We start from the raw sequence: 22,218 nt of genomic DNA, 5'->3' as shown, positions 1-22,218 counted from the left end.
GTCGCGGGGTGGAATCCCCTCTCGCGACGCTGGCCGTGGACTGTGGCGGCGGCGGCATCAAGGCCTCGGTCCTCGACTCCGCGGGCACCATGCACGCCCAGCCCGTGCGCACCGCCACGCCGTACCCGCTGCCGCCCGCACGCCTCGTCGCGACGATCGCGTCCCTGGCCGAGCAGCTGCCCCGGGCGCAGCGGGTGACGGTGGGCATGCCGGGGATGCTGCGCCACGGCGTCGTCGTCGCGACGCCGCACTACGTCACCCGGTCCGGCCCCCGCACCCGGGTGCTGCCCGAGCTGGTGCTCCACTGGTCCGGGTTCGACATGCGCGGCGCCGTCGAGGAGGCCCTCGCCCTGCCGGCTCTGGTCCTCAACGACGCCGAGGTCCACGGCGCCGGCGTGGTGGCCGGCGCGGGCCTGGAGATGATCGTGACCCTCGGCACCGGCCTCGGCAACGCGGTCTTCGACGGCGGCGCCCTGGCCCCGCACGTCGAGCTGAGCCAGGGCCCGGTCCGCTGGGGGCTGACCTACGACGACTACATCGGGGAGCACGAGCGGCTCCGGCTGGGCGACGCGCAGTGGTCGCGGCGCGTGCGCAAGGTCGTGGAGGCCCTGCGCCCGATGTACATGTGGGACCGCCTCTACCTCGGCGGCGGGAACTCACGCCGGATCAGCCCGCAGGTGCTCGCGCGCCTCGGCGACGACGTCGTCATCGTGCCCAACAGCGCCGGGATCATCGGCGGCGTACGCGCGTGGGACCTGCGGGTGCGCTGAGCGGCCCGGCCGCTCCCCGGCCGCCCGGCCACCCGCCCGCGCCGGGCGCATTGCCCCGGTCGGACCCGTTGTGCCGGGGGCGGTGGGCGGATTACCTTGTTTCCCGAGGCTGTGTGGATGCATGAGCTGTCTCTCACCCAGAGCGTCGTCGACGCGGTGCTGGACCGCACCGGCGGCCGGAAGGTCACTGCCGTGAACCTGACGATCGGGCGGCTCTCGGGAGTCGTCCCTGAGGCCGTGCGGTTCTGCTTCGACGTGGTGGCAGAGGGCACGACGCTCGCCGGCGCCCAGCTCAACATCGAGGAGCCGGCCGGGGCGGCCACGTGCCGCAGCTGCGGTCGCGACTTCGAGATCTCCGACCCGATCCTGCTGTGCCCGTGCGGCAGCGCCGACGTCGCGATCCGCAGCGGCCGGGAGCTCGCGGTCACCTCGGTGAGGGTGGTGTGAGATGTGCTCGACGTGTGGCTGCAGCGACGCGGCCGGGGTCCGCGTGTCGACCGCCGACGACCAGGAGCGCGAGCATGAGCACGCGCACGACCACCCTCACGGCCACACGCACGACCACGAGCACGACCACCCCCACGACCACGCGCACGACCACCCCCACGACCACGGGCGCGGCGAGGTCGCGCGTCCGGAGACCCTCGTCCTCGAGCAGAACCTCCTCGCCAAGAACGACCTGTTGGCCGCCCGCAACCGGGGCTGGCTGGAGGGCCGGGAGATTTTCGCCGTCAACGTGATGAGCTCGCCGGGCGCGGGCAAGACGACCCTGCTCGAGCGGACGATCCGGGAGCTGGCCGGCGACCGCGGCGTCGCCGTCGTCGAGGGGGACCAGGAGACGCTCCTCGACGCCGACCGGATCCGCGCGACCGGCGCCCCCGTCGTCCAGATCAACACCGGGGCCGGCTGCCACCTCGACGCCGACATGCTCCGCCGGGGGCTGGACCGCCTCGCGCCGCGGCCGGGTTCGTACCTCTTCATCGAGAACGTGGGCAACCTCGTGTGCCCGGCGCTCTTCGACCTCGGCGAGGCCGCCCGGGTCGTGATCATCTCGGTCACCGAGGGCAACGACAAGCCGCTGAAGTACCCGCACATGTTCGCCGCGGCCGACCTCGTGCTCATCAACAAGGCCGACCTGCTCCCCTACGTCGACTTCGACGTCGAGCGGTGCGTCGAGCAGGCCCGCCGGCTCAACCCCCGGGCGGACGCCCGGGTCGTCTCGGCGACCACCGGCGAGGGGTTCGGCGGCTGGCTCGGCTGGCTCGCCGCCCGTGCGCCGGCCCGGGAGGCGGTGGCGGCGGAGCCCTAGGCGGACGTCCCCGCGCCGGGCGACGACGCCGCAGAAGCGGGAGGGAGGTGCGAGGTGGTCGATCCGGTTCCCCACGACCCGTTCGCGCGCGCCCTGACCGTCGCCGACGCCGTCCTCTACGAGGGCTACGTCCTCTACCCGTACCGCAAGTCGTCCGGGAAGAACCAGGTCCGCTGGCAGTTCGGGATCCTCGCGCCGCGCGCCTGGGTGGACGCCCGCGGCGGCGCCGTGGACGGCGTCGCGGGCTCCAGCGAGTCGTGGTGGCAGCAGACCGAGTGCCTGCTCGAGGCGCCGGACGCCGCGACCCTCCGCGTCCGCGTGCGCTACCTCCAGCTGCAGACCCGCGACATCGAGGAGCGCCGGCCGGACGGGTCGTTCCACCGGGTCGAGCGCCTCGAGGTGGGCGGCCGCACCGAGCTGAGCTTCGAGGAGGCCGTCCCGCGGGAGGCCGACGTCGCCGTGCCCCTGGGTGGGCTGCGCGCCCGGCCGCGCACGCTCGACGTCGCGGCCCCCGGCGGCGAGGACGTCGAGCCCGTGGCGGACGGCGAGGGCCGGGCGGTCGGCCGGGTCGTGCGCCGGCGCCGCCCCCTCACGGCGCGCGCGCAGCTCTCCCTCGAGCGGATGCCCACCCCGTTCCCGCTCCACCGCCTGCGCGTGCGCACCGAGAACGCGGCGGCCGGCCCGCCGCCGGCGGCGGCCCGGCCGGTGGCGCTGCGCTCGAGCCTCATCGCGACGCACACCCTGCTGGCCCTTGACGCCGGGTCGTTCCTGTCGCTGCTCGAGCCTCCGGCGTGGGCGGAGGCGGCGGCAGGGCAGTGCGCCAACATCCGCACGTTCCCGGTCCTGGTCGGCGAGCCCGGCAGCCGCGACCTCGTCCTGTCCTCGCCGATCATCCTGTACGACCACCCCCGGGTCGCCCCGGAGAGCCCCGGGGACCTGTTCGACGCCGCCGAGATCGACGAGATCCTCTCGCTGCGCACCCTGACGCTCACCGACGGGGAGAAGCGCGAGGCCCGCGCGACCGACCCGCGGACGGCCGCGATCGTCGACCGCGCCGAGGCGATGCCACCGGAGGTGATGGCGCGGCTGCACGGCGCGATCCGGTCGCTCCGGCCCCACGCGGCCCCGCCGGACGGTGCCGCGGCCGCCCCGCCGCGGTGGGAACCCGCCGTCTCCCCGGGGTCCGAGACGGTCACGGTCGGCGGGGTCCGCGTCGCCCGGGGCAGCAGGGTGCGGCTGCGGCCGCGCGCCCGCGGCTCGGACGCGCACGACATGTTCCTCGCCGGCCGCACGGCGCGGGTCGAGGGGATCTTCCGCGACGTCGACGACGCCCGGCACGTCGCCGTCACCCTGGAAGACCCCTCCAGCGAGCCGCACAGGTGGTACGGGCGGTTCCACTACTTCGCCCCCGACGAGGTCGAACCCCTCGACGGCGACGGGCCGCCCGCAGTCGGCACCGGCACGGTCGCCGCGGGAGACACCGGGGGCGCCGGAGGCTCCGGAGGCACGGCATGAGCGTGCTGGTGGCGGGGATCGGCAACGTCTTCCTCGGCGACGACGGGTTCGGGGTCGAGGTGGTGCGGCGGCTGCAGGGCGCCGCCGTCCCGGACGGTGTCGACGTCGCCGACTACGGCATCCGCGGCATCCACCTCGCCTTCGAGCTCCTCGAGGGCCGGTACTCCACGCTCGTGCTCGTCGACGCGGTCCCGCTCGGCCGGGCGCCGGGCACCGTCGCCGTCCTCGACGCCAGCCGGCGGGCCGGTGACGCCCCGGGCACCGTCGACGCCCACGCGATGAGCCCCGACGTGGTCCTGGGCGCCCTGCGCGGGCTCGGCGGGACGATCGATCGGGTGCTGGTGGTCGGGTGCCAGCCGCAGGTCCTCGAGGAGGTCCTGGGGCTGTCCGAGCCGGTGCGGGCCGCCGTCGAGGAGGCCGTCCCCCTCGTCGTCGAGCTCGCCAGGACCGAGGCGGCCGGCGCGGCCGTGCGGGCCGCGGCCCGCCCGCAGCGTCGCGGCGATGCCACCGGGCCACCCGGCCCCTCGCACGAGACCACCGCCGCGCGGCCGGAGGCCGCCCACGGCGACCGGCGCCCAGGCCCACGAAGGAGACAGAGATGACCACGACCGCCACGACCCCGGCGGGTGACCGGCGCGCCGCCTATGAGGACCGCGCCGGCTTCCCCGAGATCGACATCCTCTGGATCTCGGAGGGCATGAGCTGCGACGGCGACACCGTCTCCATCACGGCCTCCAGCCAGCCGTCGATCGAGGACGTCGTGACCGGGCTCATCCCCGGCCTGCCGAAGGTCAACCTGCACAACAAGGTCCTCTCCCCCACCCTGGGCGGCGAGGAGTTCCTCGCGCCCTTCCGCGCTGCGGCCCGCGGCGAGCTGGCGCCGTTCATCCTCGTCATCGAGGGGTCCATCCCGAACGAGAACATCAACGGCGAGGGCTACTGGACGTCCTTCGGCAACGACCTCGCCACGGGCGAGCCACTCACCCTCAACTGGTGGATCGACCGGCTCGCCCCCAAGGCGTGGGCCGTGGTCGCCATCGGCACGTGCGCAGCGTACGGCGGCATCCATGCCATGGCGGGGAACCCCACCGGGTCCATGGGGCTGGCGGACTACCTGGGCTGGGACTTCCGCTCGGCTGGGGACCTGCCGATCGTCAACGTCCCCGGCTGCCCGGTGCAGCCGGAGAACTTCATGGAGACCCTGGCCTGGATCCTCTACCACGCGGCCGGGGCGGCGCCGCCGCCCCCCTTGGACAACCTGCTGCGCCCGCAGTGGCTCTTCGGCAAGACGGTGCACGAGGGGTGCGACCGGGCCGGGTACTACGAGCAGTCCGACTTCGCCCACGACTACAACTCCCCCAAGTGCCAGGTCAAGGTCGGGTGCTGGGGACCTGTCGTCAACTGCAACGTGCCCAAGCGGGGCTGGATGCACGGCATCGGCGGGTGCCCCAACGTCGGCGGCATCTGCATCGGCTGCACGATGCCCGGCTTCCCGGACAAGTTCATGCCGTTCATGGACGTCCCGCCGGGCGGCTACCTCTCCGCCGCGCTCGGCAAGCCCTACGGCGTCTTCGTCCGCAAGATGCGCGAGATCACCAACACCGCCCTGAACAAGGAACCGCGGTGGCGGCACAACCGCGGCGAGCTCACCAGCGGCTACGACCCGCGCTGGCGCCCCGACGTCCCCACCACCGCAGGAGGCCCCCGATGACCGTCACCGACCGCAAGGGCGCCGGACCGGGCCAGGAGCAGGAACAGCTTGTCGAGATGTCCTGGGACCCGATCACCCGGATCATCGGCAACCTCGGCATCTACACAAAGATCGACTTCCAGAACCAGCGGGTCGCCGAGTGCCACAGCACCTCCTCGCTGTTCCGCGGCTACTCGGTCTTCATGAAGGGCAAGGACCCGCGCGACGCCGGCTTCATCACCAGCCGGATCTGCGGCATCTGCGGCGACAACCACACCGTGTGCTCCAACTACGCCCAGCAGATGGCTTACGGGATCAAGACGCCCAAGCTGGCCGAGTGGATCGTCAACCTCGGCGAGGCCGCGGAGTACCTCTTCGACCACACCCTCTTCCAGGACAACCTCGTCTTCGTCGACTTCTGCGAGGCCATGGTCAAGGCGACCAACCCCAGCGTCCTGGCCAGGGCGGAGAACACGCCGGCACCGAACGCCGGCATGCATGGCTACCGGACCATCGCCGACATCATGCGCGCCTTCAACCCCTTCGAGGGCGAGGTCTACAAGCAGGCGCTGCACATGAGCCGGGTCACCCGGGAGATGTTCTGCCTCATGGAGGGCCGCCACGTCCACCCCTCGACGTTGTACCCCGGCGGGGTGGGGACGATGCCCACCCCCACGCTGTTCACCGACTACCTCTCCCGGCTGATGTCGATCATCGACTTCGTCAAGCAGGCCGTCGCCATGAACGACGACGTGTTCGACTTCTTCTACGCGGCGCTCCCCGGCTACGAGGAGGTCGGTCGGCGACGCGTCCTGCTGGGCTGCTGGGGGGCGTTCCAGGACCCCGAGGTCGTGGACTACCGGTACGAGACGATGAACGAGTGGGGCAACGCGATGTTCGTCACCCCGGGCGTCATCGTCGACGGCGAGCTCGTCACCTCCAACCTCGTCGACATCAACCTCGGCATCCGGATCCTGCTGGGTAGCTCCTACTACGAGGACTGGGTCGCCGAGCCGCCGTTCGTCACCCATGACCCGCTCGGCAACCCGGTGGACATGCGCCACCCGTGGAACCAGACGACGCTGCCCGCCCCCGGCAAGCGTGACTTCGACGGCCGGTACAGCTGGGTGATGAGCCCCCGCTGGTTCGACCGGCGCACGGGGGACCACCTCGCGCTGGACACCGGTGGCGGCCCGTTCGCGCGGCTCTACGCGACGGCGCTCGCCGGCAAGGTGCAGACGCCGTACGTGCGCTCGACCGGCTCGGGCGTGCAGATCTCCCTGCCGCGCAGCGCCTCGCTGCCGGAGTCGACGCTGGAGTGGCGGATCCCGCCGTGGTCGAACGCGATCGAGCGGGACCGGGCCCGGGTCTACTTCATCGCCTACGCCGCCGGCATGGCCCTGTACTTCCTCGAGGAGGCGCTGACGCGGGTGCGCAGGGGTGACCAGAAGGTGTTCCAGACGTTCGACGTGCCGGAGGAGGCCATCGGCTGCGGGTTCCACGAGGCCGTCCGCGGCGTGCTCTCCCACCACCTCGTCATCCGCGAGGGCAAGATCGCCAACTACCACCCCTACCCACCGACGCCGTGGAACGGCAGCCCGCGGGACAGCTACGGCACCCCGGGGCCGTACGAGGACGCCGTCCAGGACATGCCGATCTTCGAGGAGAACGGGCCGGATGAGTTCCGCGGCGTGGACATCATGCGCGCCGTCCGCAGCTTCGACCCGTGCCTGCCGTGCGGGGTGCACATGTACGTCGGCGGGGGCCGCACCATCTCGCAGACGCACTCGCCGATGTTCGGGGCATCCCATGGGTGAGTCGGCCCCGCGCCTGGACGACGCGGCGGTCGGGCAGCTGCTCGACCGGTTCGACGAGCTGCTGGACGTGGTCGAGCAGGTACCCGGCGCGACCTCCGAGGCGGCGGTCGAGGCCATCCGGACGCTGGCGGAGATCTACGGGGAAGGCCTGCGACGCGTCCTGGCGGTGGCGCCCGAGCCGCTGCGCGCCGACCTCGCCCGGGACCAGCTGGTGGCTCACCTCATGGTCGTCCACGACATCCATCCCGACCCCGTCCAGGACCGGGTGGAGCAGGCGCTCGACGCGGTGCGGCCCTACATCGAGTCCCACGGCGGGCGGGTCGAGCTCGTCGACATCGACGCCGGGGTCGCCCACGTCCAGCTCTCCGGCGCCTGCGGGAGCTGCTCGTCGTCGGCCGTCACCCTCGAGCAGACGGTGTCGGACGCCGTGCTCGCGCTGGCCCCGGAGCTGACCGAGGTGGAGCCGGTCCAGCCGCCGAGGGGCGGGCCGACGGTGATCCCGGTGGAGGCGCTGTTCCAGCGCCCCGCGGCCCTGCGGGGATCGGCGTGAGCAGCGGGGCGCTGGAGCGGGTGGTCCGCGGCGGGGCGGCGCCGCTGCTCGCCGAGCGGTGCGACGTGTGCAGCGCCCCGCTGCGCGAGCGGCACCGCCACCTGCTCGACACCGAGCGGGGCGACGTGATGTGCGCCTGCCAGCCGTGCTCGCTGCTCTTCGTCCGGGACGTCGCCAGCCTCGGCCACTACCGCCTCGTGCCGGAGCGCCGCGTGCGCCTGGGCGAGGTCTCGACCGAGGAGCTCGGTGTCCCGGTGGGCCTGGCGTACTTCGTCCGCGGGGCGGGCGGCGCGGTGGTCGCCCACTACCCGAGCCCCCTCGGCTCCACCCAGTGGGAGGTCGACCCGCTGGCGTGGCGGACCGTGGTGGGCCGCCGCCCCGAGCTGGCCGGGCTGACCCCGGAGGTGGAGGCCTTCCTGGTCAACACCGCCCGCGGGAGCCGGCACCACTGGCTGGTCCCGGTCGACGACTGCTTCCGGCTGGTCGCCGTCGTGCGGCGTGAGTGGCGCGGCCTGTCCGGCGGGAGCCGGGTGTGGCCCGCCATCGACCAGTTCTTCGCCGAGCTCACCGAGCACCGTTGAAGGGAGGGTCCATGAGCATCCGGGTAGGCAGGCGCGACGTCGCTCCCGACGCGTCGGCGCACGTCAAGGGGGTGGACCAGGGCAACAGCGGCCCCGTGGAGGAGCAGCGCGGCCACCACGCCGACGACACCGTCGACGCGCGCCGCTCCACGGGGATCAACCCGCGCAAGCACGACCCCGTCTCCACGGCAATGCCCAACCTGCCGCCGGGCTGAGCGGCGGGCCCACTCACGGACAGGAGGCGGGGACGGTGAAGGACGTGCGGACGTTGGTCGGGCGGATCAGGACGTCGGCCGCGGGCGGGGTGATGCCGCCCGGGCGGGCGGCGCGGACGGCCGGCAGGAGCGTGACGATGCCGGTCAAGGCGGCGCTGGCGGCGGCGGGCGCTGTCGGCTTCGTGTACCTGGCCCGCAAGGAGCTGCCCGCGCTCAAGCGCGAGTACCGGCTCCTGCGGATGTGACCGACCACCGAGGGCGGCAGGCTCAGCGACCCGAAGGACGGAGACAGCGATGTGCCTAGGCATCCCGGGCAGGATCGTCGAGGCCGTGGAGGGCCACGGCGGCATGCTCGCGCTCGCCGACGTGCGCGGCGTGCGGGACACCATCAACCTCGGCATGCTCGACGGCCCCTCGCCCCGCCCCGGCGACTGGGTGCTCATCCACATGGGCTTCGCCATGGAGGTCATCGACCCCGGCCGAGCGGCCCGCGCCATGGAGGGGCTCGAGCTCATGGGCGGCGGTCGGGACGCGGACGGGTGAGGGGCGACATGCCCACGGCCCCGTCCGCTGCCGTGCCGGGCCCCGTGCTGTTCGCCCGGTACGCGTTCCCGCCCAACCACCACGGGTACTGCGGCCCGGCGGACCACCTGGCGTTCTTCGAGAGCGGCACCGGGGGCGACGACCGCGGTCTGCGCGCCATGGCGCGCGAGTTCGCCGGGGCCTGGCCCTACCTCGAGCTCATCGCCGGGGCCACGGGGCTCTCCGACCCGCTCGACCCGCGCGCCGTCGAGGCCTACTGGATCGGAAGTCCCCGGCTGGACCGTGTCGGCGTGACGAAGATCGGCAGCTCGATGGAGGACCGCTTCCGGTTCCGGTCCGGCCCGCGCTTCGGCAACCTCACCGCCGGGGTGCTCGCCGGGGGCGTCCCGCACCACAGCTTCGCGGTGTTCTGCATCTACCCGTGGACGGGCCTGCTGGGCGACGACCGGCGGGCCGGGCAGGCCCTGACCGTGCTCGACATGTGCCGGATCCGCTGGGGCAGGGTCGTCCACCTCCACGGCGACCGGGTCGCCGTGGAGTCCCGGCACCTCACCTGGGACGGGCGCCGGCTCGGCTTCGGCGAGCCCGAGCTCGAGACGGTCGAGCGCGCGATCGGCGGCCTCGGGCTCAGCTCCCCGCTGCGGGCGGGTGACTGGGTGGCCATGCACTGGGAGTGGGTCTGCGACCGGGTGACCGAGCGGCAGGTCCGGGCGCTGCGCCACTACACGAGGCGCCACCTGGACATCGTCAACGCCGCCGCGGAGGCCGGGCCGGCCGGGATGCTCGCATGAGTCCCCCGGCCTTCGGCGAGCTGCCGGCGATCTCGCGGCGCTCGGTCCTCAGGGGCGCCGCGCTGCTCGGGGGCCTCGGCCTCCTCTCGGCGTGCGGGTCGCGGGCGGAGCCCGCCGCGACCACCGCGGCCGGCGGGATCACGGTCCAGGACCAGCGGGGCACCACGCTGACCTTCGACCGCCCCGTCACCAGGATCGTCACGCTGCCGATGCCGGCCGCCTCCCTCGCGATCGCGGTCGACGCCTCCGCCGACCACCTGGTGGGCATGAACGAGGCGTCCTTTACGGCGATCCGCGACGGGATCATGGCCACGATGTTCCCCAGGGCCACCGGGATCGCCCACGACGTGGCCGGGCAGGACTTCACCCCCAACGTGGAGAGCATCCTCGCGCTCCGGCCCGACGTGGTCGTGCAGTGGGCCGACGAGGGGACGGGCATCATCGCCCCCCTGGAGAACGCGGGGCTGAAGGTGCTCGGCGTCACCTACGGGACCCAGGACGACCTCGACACCTGGACGACCCTGTTCGCGACCATCCTCGGCAAGCCGGACCGCGCGAAGGAGATGATCTCCCGCAGCGACGCCGCGCTGCGGGAGGTGAAGGCGCGCACCGCGAAGGTGGCCGGCGCCGCGCCCAAGGTCCTGTATTTCAACCGCTTCTCCGCCGGCCTCAAGGTGGCCGGGCCGAGGACCTACAACGACTTCTACATCCGGCTGGTCGGCGCCGAGAACCCGGCGTCCGGGCCCACCGGCGTCCGGGGCCCGGGCATGGTGGGGGTGGACGTCGAGCAGGTGCTCGGCTGGGACCCCGACATCGTGCTGCTCGGCAACTTCGACGAGGCGATGCCCGACGACGTCTACGGCGACGCGGTGTGGGGCCCCGTGTCCGCGGTGCGGTCGCGGCGCGTCTACAAGGTGCCGCTGGGCGGGTACCGGTGGGACCCGCCCGGCCAGGAGTCCCCGCTGATGTGGCGCTGGCTCTCCCGGATCGTGTTCCCCGGGGACGACGGCCGGCCCCTGCGGGACGACGTCCGCGACGCCTACGGCTTCCTCTACGGCTACCGGCCCACGGACGCGGACCTGGGCCGGATCCTGTGGTCCGAGGTCAACGGCGGCTCGGCGGGCTACGGACAGTTCGATGCCCGATGACCACGCCCGGGCGCCGGGCCGGGCGGTGCGGCGCCGGCGATCGGACGACGACCAGCGGCGGGCCGCCCTCCCGGTCCTCGTCATGGCGGCGGTCCTCGTGGGGGTGGTCCTGGTCGCGCTGTCGGTGGGCCGGTTCCCGGTCCCGCTGACCGACGTCGCGCAGATCGTGGCGGCCCGGGCGCTGGGGGCGGCCGGCCCCGCGGCCGGGAACGAGCAGAACATCGTGCTGCTCGTGCGCCTGCCGAGGATCCTGCTCGCCCTGCTCGTCGGGGGCGGCCTGGGCATCGCCGGCGCCGCGCTGCAGGCGACCTTCCGCAACCCCCTCGTCAGCCCGGAGATCATCGGGGTCTCCGCGGGCGCGTCGTTCGGCGGGGCGCTCGCCCTGCTCCTCGGGCTGGGCACCGTGTACCTCGTCGGAGGGGCGTTCGTCTTCGGTCTCGGGGCCCTGACCCTCCTGTTCCTGCTCACCCTCGGGCGCAGCGGCGCCTCGATGCTCATGGTCGTCCTCGGCGGGGTGGTGACCGGCTCGTTCTTCTCCGCCCTCGTGTCCCTGCTGACCTACCTCGCCGACCCGTACACGACCCTGCCGGCGATCGTGTTCTGGCTGCTGGGCAGCGTCGCCACGGCCACCTACGCCACGCTCGCGGTCGCCGTCGTGCCGATCCTCGCGGGCACGGTGGTCCTCGTGGCCGTGCGGTGGCGCATCAACGTGCTGTCCCTCGGGGACGAGGAGGCCGCCGCGCTCGGGCTGCGGCCGGGCCGCATGAGGTGGGTCGTGCTCGTCGCCGCCGCGCTCATCGTCGCGGGGGGCGTCGCGGTCAGCGGCGTCGTGGCGTGGGTCGGGCTGGTGGTCCCGCACCTGGCACGGATGTGGGTGGGGCCGGACCACCGGGTGCTGCTGCCGGTCTCGTTCCTCACGGGCGGCGCCTATCTCATCGCCGTCGACACCCTGGCGCGGACGGCCACGGCCGCGGAGATCCCGCTCGGGGTCATCACGGCGCTGGTCGGGGCGCCGGCCTTCTTCGTGCTGCTGCGCCGCAACCGGGACAGGATCTGGGACAGTGCTTGAGGTCGACCGCCTCGGCTTCCGCTACCCGCGCGGAGGCTGGCTCTTCCGGGAGGTGAGCTTCCGGGTGGCACCGGGATCCGTCACGGCCGTGCTCGGGCCCAACGGCCGGGGCAAGACGACGCTCGTGCGCTGCGCCGCCGGGCTCCTGGCCCCGCGCGAGGGCACCGTCGCCACCGACGGCGCCGTCGGGTACGTCCCGCAGGCGCGGGGCGGCGCGTTCGCCTACGACGCCCTCGACATGGTCGTGATGGGACGCACGCGCCTCATCGGGATGTTCTCGACCCCCGGCCGCGCGGACCGGGCCGCGGCGCTCGCCGCGATGGACCGGGTGGGGATCTCGCACCTGTGGGACCGGGCGTTCCCCACGCTCAGCGGCGGTGAGCAGCAGCTCGTGCTGATCGCCCGCGCGCTGGCCTCCCAGTGCCCGACCCTCGTGCTCGACGAGCCCTCGACCGGGCTGGACCTGCACAACCAGGCCCGGATCCTGGTGCTGCTGCGCCGGCTGGTCGCGGACGGCATGGCGGTGCTGCTCACCACGCACCACCCCGACCACGCCCTGTCCCTCGCCGACTCCGCCGTCCTGATGATGGGCGCGGGCGACGTGCGCACCGGCGCCGCCGCCGCGCTGCTCACCGACGACGCGCTCTCCGAGCTGTACGCCGTGGAGGTGCGGACCATCACGTACGGCGAGGGCGGCCGCCGGCGTGCGGTCGTCACGCCGTACGCGCTGCCGCCGGGCCCGCACCCGCCCCGGCACTGACCCCGTCCCGCCCGCCGCCGCCGGTGCGGACTCCGTCCCGCCCACCGCCGCCTGCGCGGACCTCCTCGACGAGGTCCAGCAGGACGCGGTTGAAGGCGACCGGCCGCACGAGGGAGACGAGGTGGGTGGCGCCCGGGACGACGACGAGGCGCCCGTCGGCACACTGACGCAGGAACCGGCGCTCGTGGCCGCGGAAGTGGTCCCAGCGGCCGTTGACCAGCCAGACGGGCGCCTCGATCGCGCGCAGGTCCGCCAGCGTGTCAACACCGGCCATGCCCGCGAGGACGTGGTCCATGACGCCCACGTTCGTCCCGCCGGCCAGCACGTCGGCGAGGGCGTCCGCGGGCAGGAAGCGCCGCGCCAGCGCGTCGCTCAGGCCGGCGCCGGCGTCGGGGAGGCGGCCGATGGCGCGGGCGAGGCGCCGGTAGGCCCACAGCGGCAGCCCCTGCGGCTGGGTGCTGCACGACGCCGCGAGCACCGCGGCCGGCCGCCGCCGGGTGTGGGCGGCCCAGTGCAGGGCGAGGTAGCCGCCCATGGACATGCCAGCGACCACCACGGGTGCCGCCACACGGCGGGCGACCTCCTCGATGGTCGCGAGCGCGCCGTCGACGGTGAACGGTTCGCCGGCACGGCTGCCGTGCCCGGGCATGTCCGGCGCGACGGCGGGCACGCCGGCCGCCCGGAGGGCGTCGACCTGACGCCGCCACATCGACGACGACGCCCGGATCCCGTGCACGAGCAGGACGGTCGGCGTGCCCGTCGTCATGGCACCCGCTGATGAGCTCACGGCGCCAGCGTAGGGCGCGGCCCGGCTCTGGCGAACGGCTTCCCGGGGGTGCGCGAAGGGCCCGGACCAGGCGGTCCGGGCCCTTCACGCGAGCGTGGGCAGGGAGGCTCAGGCCTCCTTGTCCTCCGCCTTCTCGGCGGCGGGGGCCTCGGCGGCGTCGGCCGCGGGGGCCTCAGCCTCGACGGCCTCGGTCTCGGCGGCGTCGGCCGCGGGGGCCTCAGCCTCGGGGGCCTCTGCGTCGGCCGCGGGGGCCTCGTCGGCCACGGGCGCCTCGACCGGAGCCGACGCCTTGGCGGCGCGCTCGGTGGCCTTCTCAGCCTCGCGCACGGTCGCCTGCTTCGGGCTCACGGGCTCGAGCACGAGCTCGATGACCGCCATGGGGGCGTTGTCGCCCTTGCGGTTGGCGACCTTGGTGATGCGCGTGTAGCCGCCGTTGCGGTCGGCGAACTTCGGCGCCGTCTGCTCGAAGAGCTCGGCGACGATGTCCTTGCGGCTCAGGGTCGCCAGGACGCGGCGGCGCGCGGAGAGGTCACCGCGCTTCGCGAGCGTGATGAGCTTCTCGGCCACCGGGCGCAGGCGCCGGGCGCGGTGCTCCGTGGTGGTGATCTTCTTGTGCTCGAACAGTGCGGTGGCCAGGTTGGCCAGCATGAGCCGCTCGTGCGCAGCGCTGCCGCCCAGACGGGCACCCTTTGCGGGTGTAGGCATGGTTACTCCTAGTAGATATGTCGGGCCAGCAGGTCAGCTGGGCTGCTCGTCGCTGAACTGGATGTCGCCGTAAGCTTCCTCGTCGTCCTCCTCGGCACCGACGTGCGCCGAGAGGTCGAAGTCCGCCGGGCTGTCCTTGAGGCCGAGGCCCAGGCCGGACAGCTTCTCCTTGATCTCGCCGATCGACTTGGCGCCGAAGTTGCGGATGTCCAGGAGGTCGGCCTCGCTGCGGGCGACGAGCTCGCCCACGGAGTGGATGCCCTCACGCTTGAGGCAGTTGTACGAGCGCGAGAGGAGCCCCAGGTCCTCGATGGGCATCGCCAGGTCCTGGGCGAGGGCGGCGTCCGTCGGGGACGGGCCGATCTCGATGCCCTCCGCCTCGACGTTGAGCTCACGGGCCAGGCCGAAGAGCTCCACGAGCGTCTTGCCCGCCGACGCGATGGCGTCACGCGGCGAGATCGCGTTCTTGGTCTCGACGTCCACGACCAGCTTGTCGAAGTCCGTGCGCTGCTCCACACGGGTCGCCTCGACCTTGTACGTGACCTTCAGCACCGGGGAGTAGATCGAGTCGATCGGGATGCGACCGATCTCGGCGTCCGAGCTCTTGTTCTGGACGGCGGAGACGTAGCCGCGGCCACGCTCGACCGTCAGCTCGACCTCGAGCTTGCCCTTGGCGTTGATGGTGGCGATGTGCAGGTCCGGGTTGTGGACCTCCACGCCCGCGGGCGGGGTGATGTCACCGGCGGTGACGACACCCGGGCCCTGCTTGCGCAGGTACATCACGACCGGCTCGTCGTTCTCCGAGGAGACGACGACGTTCTTGATGTTCAGGATGATCTCGGTGACGTCTTCCTTGACACCGGGAACGGTCGAGAACTCGTGGAGCACGCCGTCGATCCGGATCGACGTGACCGCCGCGCCCGGGATGGACGAGAGCAGGGTCCGGCGCAGGGAGTTGCCGAGGGTGTACCCGAAGCCGGGCTCGAGCGGCTCGATGACGAACCGGGAGCGGTAGTCGGAGACAACCTCTTCGGTCAGCGTGGGGCGCTGTGCGATAAGCACGGTGGTGTTCCTTTCAGCTGGCGTCCGCTATATGACGCCATGGCAGGACCTGCCGGTCCTCTGTCCGTCCGGCAGGGGTGGTGCACACGCAGCACGGCGGGATGCGCGCACCGCGGTGCGCGCATCCCCTGTGCCGCAGCTCAGACGCGGCGACGCTTGGGCGGGCGGCAGCCGTTGTGCGCCTGGGGGGTGACGTCCTGGATCGAGCCGACCTCGAGGCCGGTGGCCTGCAGGGAGCGGATCGCGGTCTCGCGGCCGGAGCCGGGACCCTTGACGAAGACGTCGACCTTCTTCATGCCGTGCTCCTGGGCGCGGCGGGCGGCGGCCTCGGCCGCGAGCTGCGCGGCGAAGGGCGTCGACTTGCGCGAGCCCTTGAAGCCGACCTGGCCGGAGGAGGCCCAGGCGATCACGGCGCCGGTCGGGTCCGTGATCGAGACGATCGTGTTGTTGAAGGTGCTCTTGATGTAGGCGTGGCCGTGGGAGACGTTCTTCCGCTCCTTGCGGCGCGGCTTGCGTGCCGCGGTCGCCGTACGGGTCTTGGGAGGCATATGCGCTTTCTTCTCCAGGGTGTGAGGTCGTCGGACCGGTCCCCGCCGCCGGCGCCGTGCGGCGGCGGGGGCGCGGACTACTTCTTGCCGGCCTTCTTCTTGCCGGCGACGGTGCGCTTGGGGCCCTTGCGGGTGCGCGCGTTGGTCTTGGTGCGCTGGCCGTGGACGGGCAGGCCACGACGGTGGCGCAGACCCTGGTAGCAGCCGATCTCCACCTTGCGGCGGATGTCCGCGGCGACCTCGCGGCGGAGGTCACCCTCGACCTTGAAGTTGCCCTCGATGTAGTCGCGCAGCGTGACGAGGTCCGAGTCGGTCATGTCCTTGACGCGCAGGTCAGGGCTGATCCCGGTGGCCTCGAGAGTTTCCTTGGCGCGGGTGCGGCCGACGCCGTAGATGTAGGTGAGCGCGATCTCGAGCCGCTTCTCGCGGGGGAGGTCGACGCCAGAAAGACGTGCCAACTTTGACTCCTGTTGTGGGGTCGGAGGTCTGAAGCACCGCCCTCCCGCTGCTGCGGGCCCCGGCCTCCGAGCCGAGGGTGGCGCCGACGCCTGGGCGGCGACGCTGGTGGTGCGCTGTGCCGAGGGCGGACCCTCAGCGGATGCCTGGGCTCAGCCCTGGCGCTGCTTGTGGCGCAGGTTCTCGCAGATGACCATGACTCGGCCGTGACGACGAATGACCTTGCACTTGTCGCAGATCTTCTTGACGCTGGGCTTGACCTTCATGTTTCCTCCGCCGCCGCGCATGCGCGACCCACCCGGGTCAGCACGACGGCGCATGTTCGTGGTGGTTACTTGTAGCGGTAGACGATCCGACCCCGGGTGAGGTCGTAAGGGCTCAACTCGACGACCACCCGGTCCTCGGGGAGGATCCGGATGTAGTGCTGGCGCATCTTGCCCGAGATGTGCGCGAGAACCTTGTGGCCGTTGCTCAGCTCCACACGGAACATCGCGTTCGGGAGGGCCTCGACAACGCTGCCCTCGATCTCGATGACGCCGTCCTTCTTCGCCATGTCCCCCGCTAACGTAGGTTGATCTGATGGTTGGTGCCGGCCCGGGCCGTCGTGCGGGCGCACGCCGACACGGTGATGCCATGCCCAGCGGACAATCCTACGGCATCCTCGCCCGCCACGGAACCGCGGCCGGGGTGATCGGTCTCACCCGGGCGCGGTGCGGGGCGGTCACTCCGGGGCGTCGGGGGCGAGGATGCCCAGCGACCTCGCCCGGCTCAGGGCGTCGGCGCGCGAGTGGACGCCCAGCTTGCGGTAGATGCTGCGCACCTGGGTCTTGATGGTGCTCTCCGAGACGTAGAGCCGGCGCGCGACGTGCGTGACGGGCCGGCCCGAGGCCAGCTCGCCGAGCACGCGCAGCTCGCTGCGGCTGAGCCGCACGGCCCGGTGCGGCGCCGGCAGCGGCGGGGACGCGGCGAGCTCGGGGCGGACCAGCAGCGCCCGGGCGGCCGGCACGGCCGCCGCGACCGCCTCGAGGTCGTCGCGCGGCACCAGGACGAAGGCGCGCACGTTGCCGCTGCTCAGCGCCAGGGAGGTGGCGAGCTCGAGCGCCTCCATGGCGACGAGCTGGTGCCCCGCACGATGGGCGGCGACGGCGCGGACCAGGCTGAGGCCCAGCGCGGCCCGGGGGCGCAGGGCCGCCATCTCGGCGCTGCGGCCGCCGAGCTCGAGCGCGAGCTCGTGGTCCCCGGCGTAGAGCGCCACCCGCGCGCGTGCGGCCCGCAGCCAGACCGACCGGTCCGCGACGGCCGCCGGGACGGAGCCGAGCAGCGACCGGGCGCGGTCCGCCTGGTCGGTCGCGAGGTAGAGGTCCACGAGCGCCGCGACGACGAGGTTCTCCGCCAGCGCGGAGCCGCCCGCCGGGCCCCGGTGGAACCGCTCGAGGCGGCCCAGCATCTCCTCACTGCCCCCGGCGTGCAGCGCCCGCCCGGCGCGGACGTAGAGGGAGGTGGCCTCGAGCCCCGCCAGGTCCGCGGGCAGGTCGAGCTCCAGGTCGGCGGTGTGGGGGTCGAGCCCGTCCAGCGCGAGGAGGGCCGGGACCACCCGGGCGGCCACCTGCGCGAGCCCGGGTGCGTCCGGCCCGGGCAGCTCGCCGAGGTACCTGCGGGCCGCGTCCGGGTGCCCGAGGAAGGCGAGGCTCAGCGCCAGGCCGCCGTGGGCCTGCGCCGTCGCGGACCGGTCACCGCTCGCCTGCGCGCACAGCCCGGCGTCCGTGAAGGCGTGCGCGGCCCGGACGACGTCGGCCTCGAGCAGCCGCGTCGCGCCGAGGAGGAGGAGGTGCTGGTGCACGTGGTCGTCATCCGGCCCGGCGTGCGCCCCCGGTCCCGGCCCGGGCGCTCGGACCGGTCCCGGCCCGGGCGCCGGCGCGGCGTCCGCCCCGGGCACGTAGTCGCCGTGCCTGAGCCCGCTGACCAGCGCCAGGCGGAAGGACCGCGGCACCTCGGCGGGCAGGATGTGGTCGCGGGCCACGCGGCCCCTGGCGCTGGCGGCGAGCAGCTCGGCCGGAACGAGCGTGAGCGCCTCGCGGACGGGTTCGGGGTGCGCCAGCAGCTGCGGCCAGGCGCTCTCGAGGACGGCGACCACGGCGCGGGGGTCCTGCGTGCGTACCGCGTGGGTCAGGGCCGCGAGCGGTTCGCCGGCGCGCAGGCAGTGCTCCATCGTGACGCGGTTGAGCATGCGGTACCGGTCCGGCTCGTCCTCCCGCAAGATCCGCAGGAGCAGCTCGCGCACGATGGCGGGGTAGGCGACCGCGTCCGGCCCGTCCCCGCCGTGCTCGGGCAGCAGGCCGGCCTCCCGGGCCCGGCTGACCGCGCCGGCGAGCGCCCCCGCCCCCGCGAGCCGGCCGGCGAGCTCGGGGGTCACGTGGTCGGGGACAGCCAGGGCGGTGACCGCCGGCGCGGCGGCGGTCATCGCGCCGTCCTGGAGCACGAGGCGCAGGTAGTCGGCGAGGCTTGCCATCTCCAGGGCGAGGACGCCGTCGGGGCCGGGCTCGGAGGTCAGGAGGGCGGCGCGGACGAGGCCGGCCCATCCGCCGAGGCCGTCGGTGAGCCGGCGCGCCTCGGCGGCGCTCACCGGGCGGCCGATGGCCCGCGCGAGATCGGCGACCTGCCCGCTCTCCAGCACCAGGTCCTCGCGTCGCAGCACCACAGTGTCCAGGGCGACCCGGGCGAGCGTCTCCACCGGGCGGCGGGCGCGCATGAGGAGGGCGAGGTGCAGCTCCTGGTGGGTCTGGCCGAGGGTCACGAGCTCCTCGTCGACCTCGCGGTCGCCGACCTGGTCGAGGCCGTCGATCACGAGCACCAGGCGCCGCCGCCCCGCCCGTGCGCCCCGCACGACCCGGTCCCAGCCCTCGGCGCCGGGATCGTCGAACCCCGCCCGGACCATCGCGAGGTGGACCGCGGCCCAGAGCTCGGCCCGTGAGATCGGCCGCGGCGGCACGGTCACCCAGACGACGTCGTGGTCCGGCAGATCGGTGCGCCGCAGCCAGTGCGCCACGGTGCTGGACTTGCCGAAGCCGCGCGGCGCGCGCAGCACGACCACGCTCGGGAGCCCGCCGAGCAGCTCCTGCACCCGCGGGGTGGGCGTGAAGGCTGCGGGCACCCGGGGCAGGCCGGCGCCGTCACCGGCGAGGGAGGCGTGCGCGGCGCTGGGCACAGGCATCCACCTCAGCCCTGCGCCCAGGTGACGATCCCGGGCAGGGCGGCGCTGCGGGGCGTGGAGGCCGCGACCAGCGCCTCGTCACGGCTGCCCACGCCGAGCTTGCGGTAGACCGCGCGCAGGTGGGTCTTGACGGTGTTCACCGACAGCCCCAGCTCCCGCGCGATGCCCACCGCGCCGGCGTTGCGCGCCAGGGAGTCGAGGACCTGCCGCTCGCGCCTGCTCAGCGGCTCGGCGGGGCGTGCGGCGGCGACGGCGGGGCCCTCCTCGGTGGACGGGGTCAGCCGGGCGGGCCACAGGTCGAGGACGCCGCGGTCACCGGCCGCGAGCTGCAGGAAGGTGGAGTGCCGCATCGCCAGCAGCGGCCGGCGCTGGCCGGAGCCGTAGGCGGACTCGATGGCCTGGTCGAACGCGCGCCGGGCGGCGACGCGCTCCCCCAGCGCGTGGTGCGCCCCCGCGAGCACCAGGTGGCACTCCATGGCCGAGCGCTGCGTCAGGCGGGGGTGCGCCAGCCCCGTGCGGGCGTGCGCGACGGCCCGCGCGGGGTCGCCGTCGGCCAGGCTGAGGCGGGCCAGGGTCGCGAAGCTCACGACCGAGGGCTGCATGTCCTCGGCGGCCTGCCGGGCGGCCACCAGCATCCCGCCCACGGTCAGCGTCTCGACGAGGCCGGAGCGCACAAGCATCTCGGCGAGGCCGCCCCGGGGCAGGTAGTGGCGCGCCGCCCGCAGGTTGGCCGCCCAGCGCGCCACCTCCCCGGGCTCGCGGGACATCCCGGCGTGCAGGGCGCGGATGTAGACGGTCAGCGCCCAGATCTCGTCCCGGCGGTGGCGCTCCCCCATCGCCAGGACCGCGTCGTCGACATCCTCGTCGAGCCCGTCGAGCGCGACGAGGGCGCGGGCGATCCGGACACCGACGCCGGCCAGGTCCTGGCCCTCCGGCGCCGCGTCCACGTCGGCGACGGCGGCGTCGGCGAGCCAGCCCCGGGCGATCTCGACGTCGCCGAGCAGCGCGTGGGTCAGGGCCAGGCCGGCGGTGGCCGGGACGAGCGCCGCGTCGTCCCCGGCGGCCTGGCCGTGGTCGCGGGTGCGGCCGAAGGCGTACAGGGCTGTCGCCAGGTCACCGGCCAGCACTGCGGCCACGCCCCACTGCAGCAGGGCGAGCGTCGTCCCCCCGGGCGTGGCGCCCCGGCGCTGGAGCTGGAGCTCGGCGGTGATGCCGCGCAGGTCGCCCGTCGGCCACGGCGGCACGCCGGGCCCCGCCGTGCCGGGCGGCAGCGCCTGGGCGAGCTCGTCGCGGGCGACCCGCAGGCGCGGGTGCGCCGCGGCGATCTCCGGCGGGATGAGCTGGGCCGCCGCGACCAGCGCCCACGGCTCCTGGGTGATCAGGTGCGGCCAGTGCTGCTCCATGAGCAGCTCGACGGTGGCCCAGTCGCCCGCGTGGATGGCGTGGACGATGGCGCGCACGTGGTCGCCGGTCTTCACGTGCCAGTCCATCAGCGTGCTGTGGACCTCGCGCAGCTGCTGCGGCCGGCTCTCGGTCAGCACGCGGACCAGGGCCTGGCGCACGAGAGGGGCGTAGGAGTAGACCCGCCGCTCGTCCCGGATCTCCTCGTGGAGCAGGCCCTGGGAGCGGACGTTGCGCAGGATGGCGAGCACCTTCTCGCTCGGCGCGACCAGCTGGGCGAGCTCCGCGTCGAACTCCTCGGGCACCGCGGTGCGCAGCATGAAGGTCCGCACCGCCTCGTGGCGCAGGTCGCGGACCATGCTGGCGATGTACTGGTCGGCGAGCGCCAGGTTGATGTGCCCGCCGTCCCGGCGCGAGCGCACCAGGACGTCGCGGATCGCGGCGGGCCAGCCCCCGAAGCCCACGGACAGCCGCGCGGCCTGGGCGTCCCCGATCGGGACGCCGGTGCGCGCGGCGAGCGCGGCGACCCCGCCGGGGCTCAGCCGCAGCTCCTGGGGGGAGATGATGGTGACGTCGATCGAGAGCGAGCCCGTGGTCTCCAGCACCCGGATCGCCCGGGTCGCGACCACGAGGTAGAGCTGGTCGTTCTGCCGCACCAGCTCGACGAGCTCGTCGTCGATGTCGGCCGCGACATCGCGGCGCCCGGCGTGGTGGTAGTCGTCGATCACCAGGGTGAGCGGCTCGGTCCGGGCGGCGAGCTGACGCACCGCCTCGTGATGGGGGTCGGCCCCGTCCGGCAGCTCGATCACGCCCGCCGCAGACAGCGCCCGGGCCAGCCCGTCCCAGAAGGTGGGGCCGTCGTTGCACGCCTGCGTCAGCCGCAGGTACACGACCTCCTGGTCCCGGTCGCCTGCGAGCCGGGAGAGCCACGCGTCCACGAGGGTGGTCTTGCCGTAGCCGCGGGGTCCGCGAACCACCGTCAGCGGCGACCGGATGGCGAGGAGGTCGACGAGCTCCTGCTCCACGACGACGCCCCGCGGTGCGCGGGGACGCCCGAGAACGACCGACGGTGCTGCCTCGCCCATCATCCCTCACTTCCGACCCGATGAGAGCCCGCCGTCCGCCCGGGCCCAGGTCAGCTCGACCAAGGACTCCGCTCCAGGGAGCCCACACTAGGTGATGGTCGTCACCTGTCCGGGCGGAACGATGCCCCAATGTTGTGGGGTGAGGGGGCATGGTGCGGGGTGTCACCGACGTCGGTCGGGGGAGACGGTGCTCGGGCCGGATGCT

The 22,218-nt window shown here is 73.9% G+C and carries 25 protein-coding genes; 15 read left to right on the top strand and 10 right to left on the bottom strand.

From position 1 onward, the window contains the following. Nucleotides 1–8: 8 nt before the first annotated feature. From EJK16_RS19345 to EJK16_RS19300, 10 genes are all read left to right on the top strand, one after another. Entirely contained in the window at nt 9–770 is a 762-nt protein-coding gene (locus EJK16_RS19345; protein WP_205739854.1) for an ROK family protein, read from the top strand. Nucleotides 771–887: 117 nt separating this feature from the next. Then, nucleotides 888–1,217 (top strand): hydrogenase maturation nickel metallochaperone HypA, encoded by a 330-nt coding sequence (locus EJK16_RS19340; RefSeq protein ID WP_127132334.1) that lies wholly within the window; start codon nt 888–890, stop codon nt 1,215–1,217. A gap of 1 nt (nt 1,218) precedes the next feature. Further along, on the top strand, nt 1,219–2,079 hold the full coding sequence (hypB, locus tag EJK16_RS19335; RefSeq protein WP_127132332.1) for a hydrogenase nickel incorporation protein HypB: 861 nt from the start codon (nt 1,219–1,221) through the stop codon (nt 2,077–2,079). A gap of 54 nt (nt 2,080–2,133) precedes the next feature. After that, nucleotides 2,134–3,594: a hypothetical protein gene (locus tag EJK16_RS19330; protein ID WP_205739853.1), complete on the top strand. Its 1,461-nt coding sequence runs from the start codon at nt 2,134–2,136 to the stop codon at nt 3,592–3,594. Beyond that, nucleotides 3,591–4,196: a hydrogenase maturation protease gene (locus tag EJK16_RS19325; protein WP_127132330.1), complete on the top strand. Its 606-nt coding sequence runs from the start codon at nt 3,591–3,593 to the stop codon at nt 4,194–4,196. The genes EJK16_RS19330 and EJK16_RS19325 overlap by 4 nt, the downstream gene beginning before the upstream one ends. Further along, nucleotides 4,193–5,305, top strand: a complete 1,113-nt coding sequence (locus tag EJK16_RS19320; RefSeq protein ID WP_127132328.1) for a hydrogenase expression protein HypE — start codon at nt 4,193–4,195, stop codon at nt 5,303–5,305. Before EJK16_RS19325 ends, EJK16_RS19320 begins: the two co-directional genes overlap by 4 nt. Beyond that, nucleotides 5,302–7,101: a nickel-dependent hydrogenase large subunit gene (locus tag EJK16_RS19315; protein WP_127132326.1), complete on the top strand. Its 1,800-nt coding sequence runs from the start codon at nt 5,302–5,304 to the stop codon at nt 7,099–7,101. Before EJK16_RS19320 ends, EJK16_RS19315 begins: the two co-directional genes overlap by 4 nt. Further along, complete coding sequence (locus EJK16_RS19310) at nt 7,094–7,651, top strand: NifU family protein (RefSeq protein ID WP_127132324.1); 558 nt, start codon at nt 7,094–7,096, stop codon at nt 7,649–7,651. The genes EJK16_RS19315 and EJK16_RS19310 overlap by 8 nt, the downstream gene beginning before the upstream one ends. Next, complete coding sequence (locus tag EJK16_RS19305) at nt 7,648–8,232, top strand: DUF5947 family protein (protein WP_127132322.1); 585 nt, start codon at nt 7,648–7,650, stop codon at nt 8,230–8,232. The genes EJK16_RS19310 and EJK16_RS19305 overlap by 4 nt, the downstream gene beginning before the upstream one ends. Before the next feature lie 11 nt (nt 8,233–8,243). Further along, nucleotides 8,244–8,447 carry a hypothetical protein gene (locus EJK16_RS19300; RefSeq protein WP_127132320.1) on the top strand — a complete coding sequence of 68 codons (204 nt, stop codon included), beginning with the start codon at nt 8,244–8,246 and terminating at the stop codon, nt 8,445–8,447. Between the two features lie 13 nt (nt 8,448–8,460). Here EJK16_RS19300 and EJK16_RS20485 read toward each other — a convergent pair whose 3' ends face one another. Then, complete coding sequence (locus EJK16_RS20485; protein ID WP_255411523.1) at nt 8,461–8,595, bottom strand: hypothetical protein; 135 nt, start codon at nt 8,593–8,595, stop codon at nt 8,461–8,463. A 146-nt stretch (nt 8,596–8,741) separates the two neighbouring features. Between EJK16_RS20485 and EJK16_RS19295 the strand changes: the two genes are divergently transcribed. From EJK16_RS19295 to EJK16_RS19275, 5 genes are read left to right on the top strand one after another with little or no spacing between them, the layout of a single operon-like run. After that, nucleotides 8,742–8,990, top strand: coding sequence for a HypC/HybG/HupF family hydrogenase formation chaperone (locus EJK16_RS19295; RefSeq protein WP_127132318.1), 249 nt, complete (start codon nt 8,742–8,744; stop codon nt 8,988–8,990). 8 nt (nt 8,991–8,998) lie between these two features. Next, nucleotides 8,999–9,781, top strand: a complete 783-nt coding sequence (locus EJK16_RS19290) for a DUF6390 family protein (protein ID WP_127132316.1) — start codon at nt 8,999–9,001, stop codon at nt 9,779–9,781. Next, nucleotides 9,778–10,929 carry an ABC transporter substrate-binding protein gene (locus EJK16_RS19285; protein ID WP_240646173.1) on the top strand — a complete coding sequence of 384 codons (1,152 nt, stop codon included), beginning with the start codon at nt 9,778–9,780 and terminating at the stop codon, nt 10,927–10,929. Before EJK16_RS19290 ends, EJK16_RS19285 begins: the two co-directional genes overlap by 4 nt. Further along, on the top strand, nt 10,919–11,998 hold the full coding sequence (locus EJK16_RS19280) for an iron ABC transporter permease (RefSeq protein ID WP_127132314.1): 1,080 nt from the start codon (nt 10,919–10,921) through the stop codon (nt 11,996–11,998). Before EJK16_RS19285 ends, EJK16_RS19280 begins: the two co-directional genes overlap by 11 nt. Beyond that, the gene (locus EJK16_RS19275) at nt 11,991–12,758 is read left to right on the top strand and encodes an ABC transporter ATP-binding protein (protein WP_127132312.1); all 768 of its coding nucleotides are present in this window, start codon (nt 11,991–11,993) and stop codon (nt 12,756–12,758) included. Before EJK16_RS19280 ends, EJK16_RS19275 begins: the two co-directional genes overlap by 8 nt. Here EJK16_RS19275 and EJK16_RS19270 read toward each other — a convergent pair. The 9 genes from EJK16_RS19270 to EJK16_RS19230 form a co-directional block, all read right to left on the bottom strand. After that, on the bottom strand, nt 12,712–13,545 hold the full coding sequence (locus EJK16_RS19270) for an alpha/beta fold hydrolase (RefSeq protein WP_240646172.1): 834 nt from the start codon (nt 13,543–13,545) through the stop codon (nt 12,712–12,714). The genes EJK16_RS19275 and EJK16_RS19270 overlap by 47 nt on opposite strands. A gap of 108 nt (nt 13,546–13,653) precedes the next feature. After that, nucleotides 13,654–14,250 (bottom strand): 50S ribosomal protein L17, encoded by a 597-nt coding sequence (rplQ, locus tag EJK16_RS19265; RefSeq protein WP_127132311.1) that lies wholly within the window; start codon nt 14,248–14,250, stop codon nt 13,654–13,656. Nucleotides 14,251–14,283: 33 nt separating this feature from the next. After that, nucleotides 14,284–15,312, bottom strand: a complete 1,029-nt coding sequence (locus tag EJK16_RS19260; protein ID WP_127132309.1) for a DNA-directed RNA polymerase subunit alpha — start codon at nt 15,310–15,312, stop codon at nt 14,284–14,286. Between the two features lie 140 nt (nt 15,313–15,452). Next, nucleotides 15,453–15,860, bottom strand: coding sequence for a 30S ribosomal protein S11 (gene rpsK, locus EJK16_RS19255; protein ID WP_123917129.1), 408 nt, complete (start codon nt 15,858–15,860; stop codon nt 15,453–15,455). 77 nt (nt 15,861–15,937) lie between these two features. Then, on the bottom strand, nt 15,938–16,318 hold the full coding sequence (gene rpsM, locus EJK16_RS19250; RefSeq protein ID WP_127132307.1) for a 30S ribosomal protein S13: 381 nt from the start codon (nt 16,316–16,318) through the stop codon (nt 15,938–15,940). Between the two features lie 150 nt (nt 16,319–16,468). Beyond that, complete coding sequence (rpmJ, locus tag EJK16_RS19245) at nt 16,469–16,582, bottom strand: 50S ribosomal protein L36 (protein ID WP_009740505.1); 114 nt, start codon at nt 16,580–16,582, stop codon at nt 16,469–16,471. 65 nt (nt 16,583–16,647) lie between these two features. Beyond that, complete coding sequence (infA, locus tag EJK16_RS19240) at nt 16,648–16,869, bottom strand: translation initiation factor IF-1 (protein WP_043501486.1); 222 nt, start codon at nt 16,867–16,869, stop codon at nt 16,648–16,650. A gap of 168 nt (nt 16,870–17,037) precedes the next feature. Next, nucleotides 17,038–19,527: a LuxR C-terminal-related transcriptional regulator gene (locus EJK16_RS19235; RefSeq protein ID WP_127132305.1), complete on the bottom strand. Its 2,490-nt coding sequence runs from the start codon at nt 19,525–19,527 to the stop codon at nt 17,038–17,040. A gap of 5 nt (nt 19,528–19,532) precedes the next feature. Then, the gene (locus EJK16_RS19230; RefSeq protein WP_127132303.1) at nt 19,533–22,013 is read right to left on the bottom strand and encodes a LuxR C-terminal-related transcriptional regulator; all 2,481 of its coding nucleotides are present in this window, start codon (nt 22,011–22,013) and stop codon (nt 19,533–19,535) included. Nucleotides 22,014–22,218 lie beyond the last annotated feature (205 nt).

Origin of the sequence: Georgenia sp. SYP-B2076 (assembly GCF_003991205.1) — a bacterium.
GTDB lineage: Bacteria > Actinomycetota > Actinomycetes > Actinomycetales > Actinomycetaceae > Georgenia.
The sequence above is the reverse complement of the archived record's forward strand: the minus strand, read 5'-3'. Positions and strand labels throughout refer to the sequence as shown.

Bases quoted from the DNA above. Each gene is read 5' to 3' on its own strand.
- infA (WP_043501486.1), bottom strand. From the start codon at position 16,869: ATGGCGAAGAAGGACGGCGTCATCGAGATCGAGGGCAGCGTTGTCGAG.
- EJK16_RS19315 (WP_127132326.1), top strand. From the start codon at position 5,302: ATGACCGTCACCGACCGCAAGGGCGCCGGACCGGGCCAGGAGCAGGAA.
- EJK16_RS19320 (WP_127132328.1), top strand. From the start codon at position 4,193: ATGACCACGACCGCCACGACCCCGGCGGGTGACCGGCGCGCCGCCTAT.
- EJK16_RS19290 (WP_127132316.1), top strand. From the start codon at position 8,999: ATGCCCACGGCCCCGTCCGCTGCCGTGCCGGGCCCCGTGCTGTTCGCC.
- EJK16_RS19285 (WP_240646173.1), top strand. From the start codon at position 9,778: ATGAGTCCCCCGGCCTTCGGCGAGCTGCCGGCGATCTCGCGGCGCTCG.
- EJK16_RS19235 (WP_127132305.1), bottom strand. From the start codon at position 19,527: ATGCCTGTGCCCAGCGCCGCGCACGCCTCCCTCGCCGGTGACGGCGCC.
- rplQ (WP_127132311.1), bottom strand. From the start codon at position 14,250: ATGCCTACACCCGCAAAGGGTGCCCGTCTGGGCGGCAGCGCTGCGCAC.
- EJK16_RS19325 (WP_127132330.1), top strand. From the start codon at position 3,591: ATGAGCGTGCTGGTGGCGGGGATCGGCAACGTCTTCCTCGGCGACGAC.
- EJK16_RS19340 (WP_127132334.1), top strand. From the start codon at position 888: ATGCATGAGCTGTCTCTCACCCAGAGCGTCGTCGACGCGGTGCTGGAC.
- EJK16_RS19280 (WP_127132314.1), top strand. From the start codon at position 10,919: ATGCCCGATGACCACGCCCGGGCGCCGGGCCGGGCGGTGCGGCGCCGG.
- EJK16_RS19300 (WP_127132320.1), top strand. From the start codon at position 8,244: ATGAGCATCCGGGTAGGCAGGCGCGACGTCGCTCCCGACGCGTCGGCG.
- hypB (WP_127132332.1), top strand. From the start codon at position 1,219: ATGTGCTCGACGTGTGGCTGCAGCGACGCGGCCGGGGTCCGCGTGTCG.
- rpsK (WP_123917129.1), bottom strand. From the start codon at position 15,860: ATGCCTCCCAAGACCCGTACGGCGACCGCGGCACGCAAGCCGCGCCGC.
- EJK16_RS19295 (WP_127132318.1), top strand. From the start codon at position 8,742: ATGTGCCTAGGCATCCCGGGCAGGATCGTCGAGGCCGTGGAGGGCCAC.
- EJK16_RS19310 (WP_127132324.1), top strand. From the start codon at position 7,094: ATGGGTGAGTCGGCCCCGCGCCTGGACGACGCGGCGGTCGGGCAGCTG.
- rpmJ (WP_009740505.1), bottom strand. From the start codon at position 16,582: ATGAAGGTCAAGCCCAGCGTCAAGAAGATCTGCGACAAGTGCAAGGTC.
- EJK16_RS19230 (WP_127132303.1), bottom strand. From the start codon at position 22,013: ATGGGCGAGGCAGCACCGTCGGTCGTTCTCGGGCGTCCCCGCGCACCG.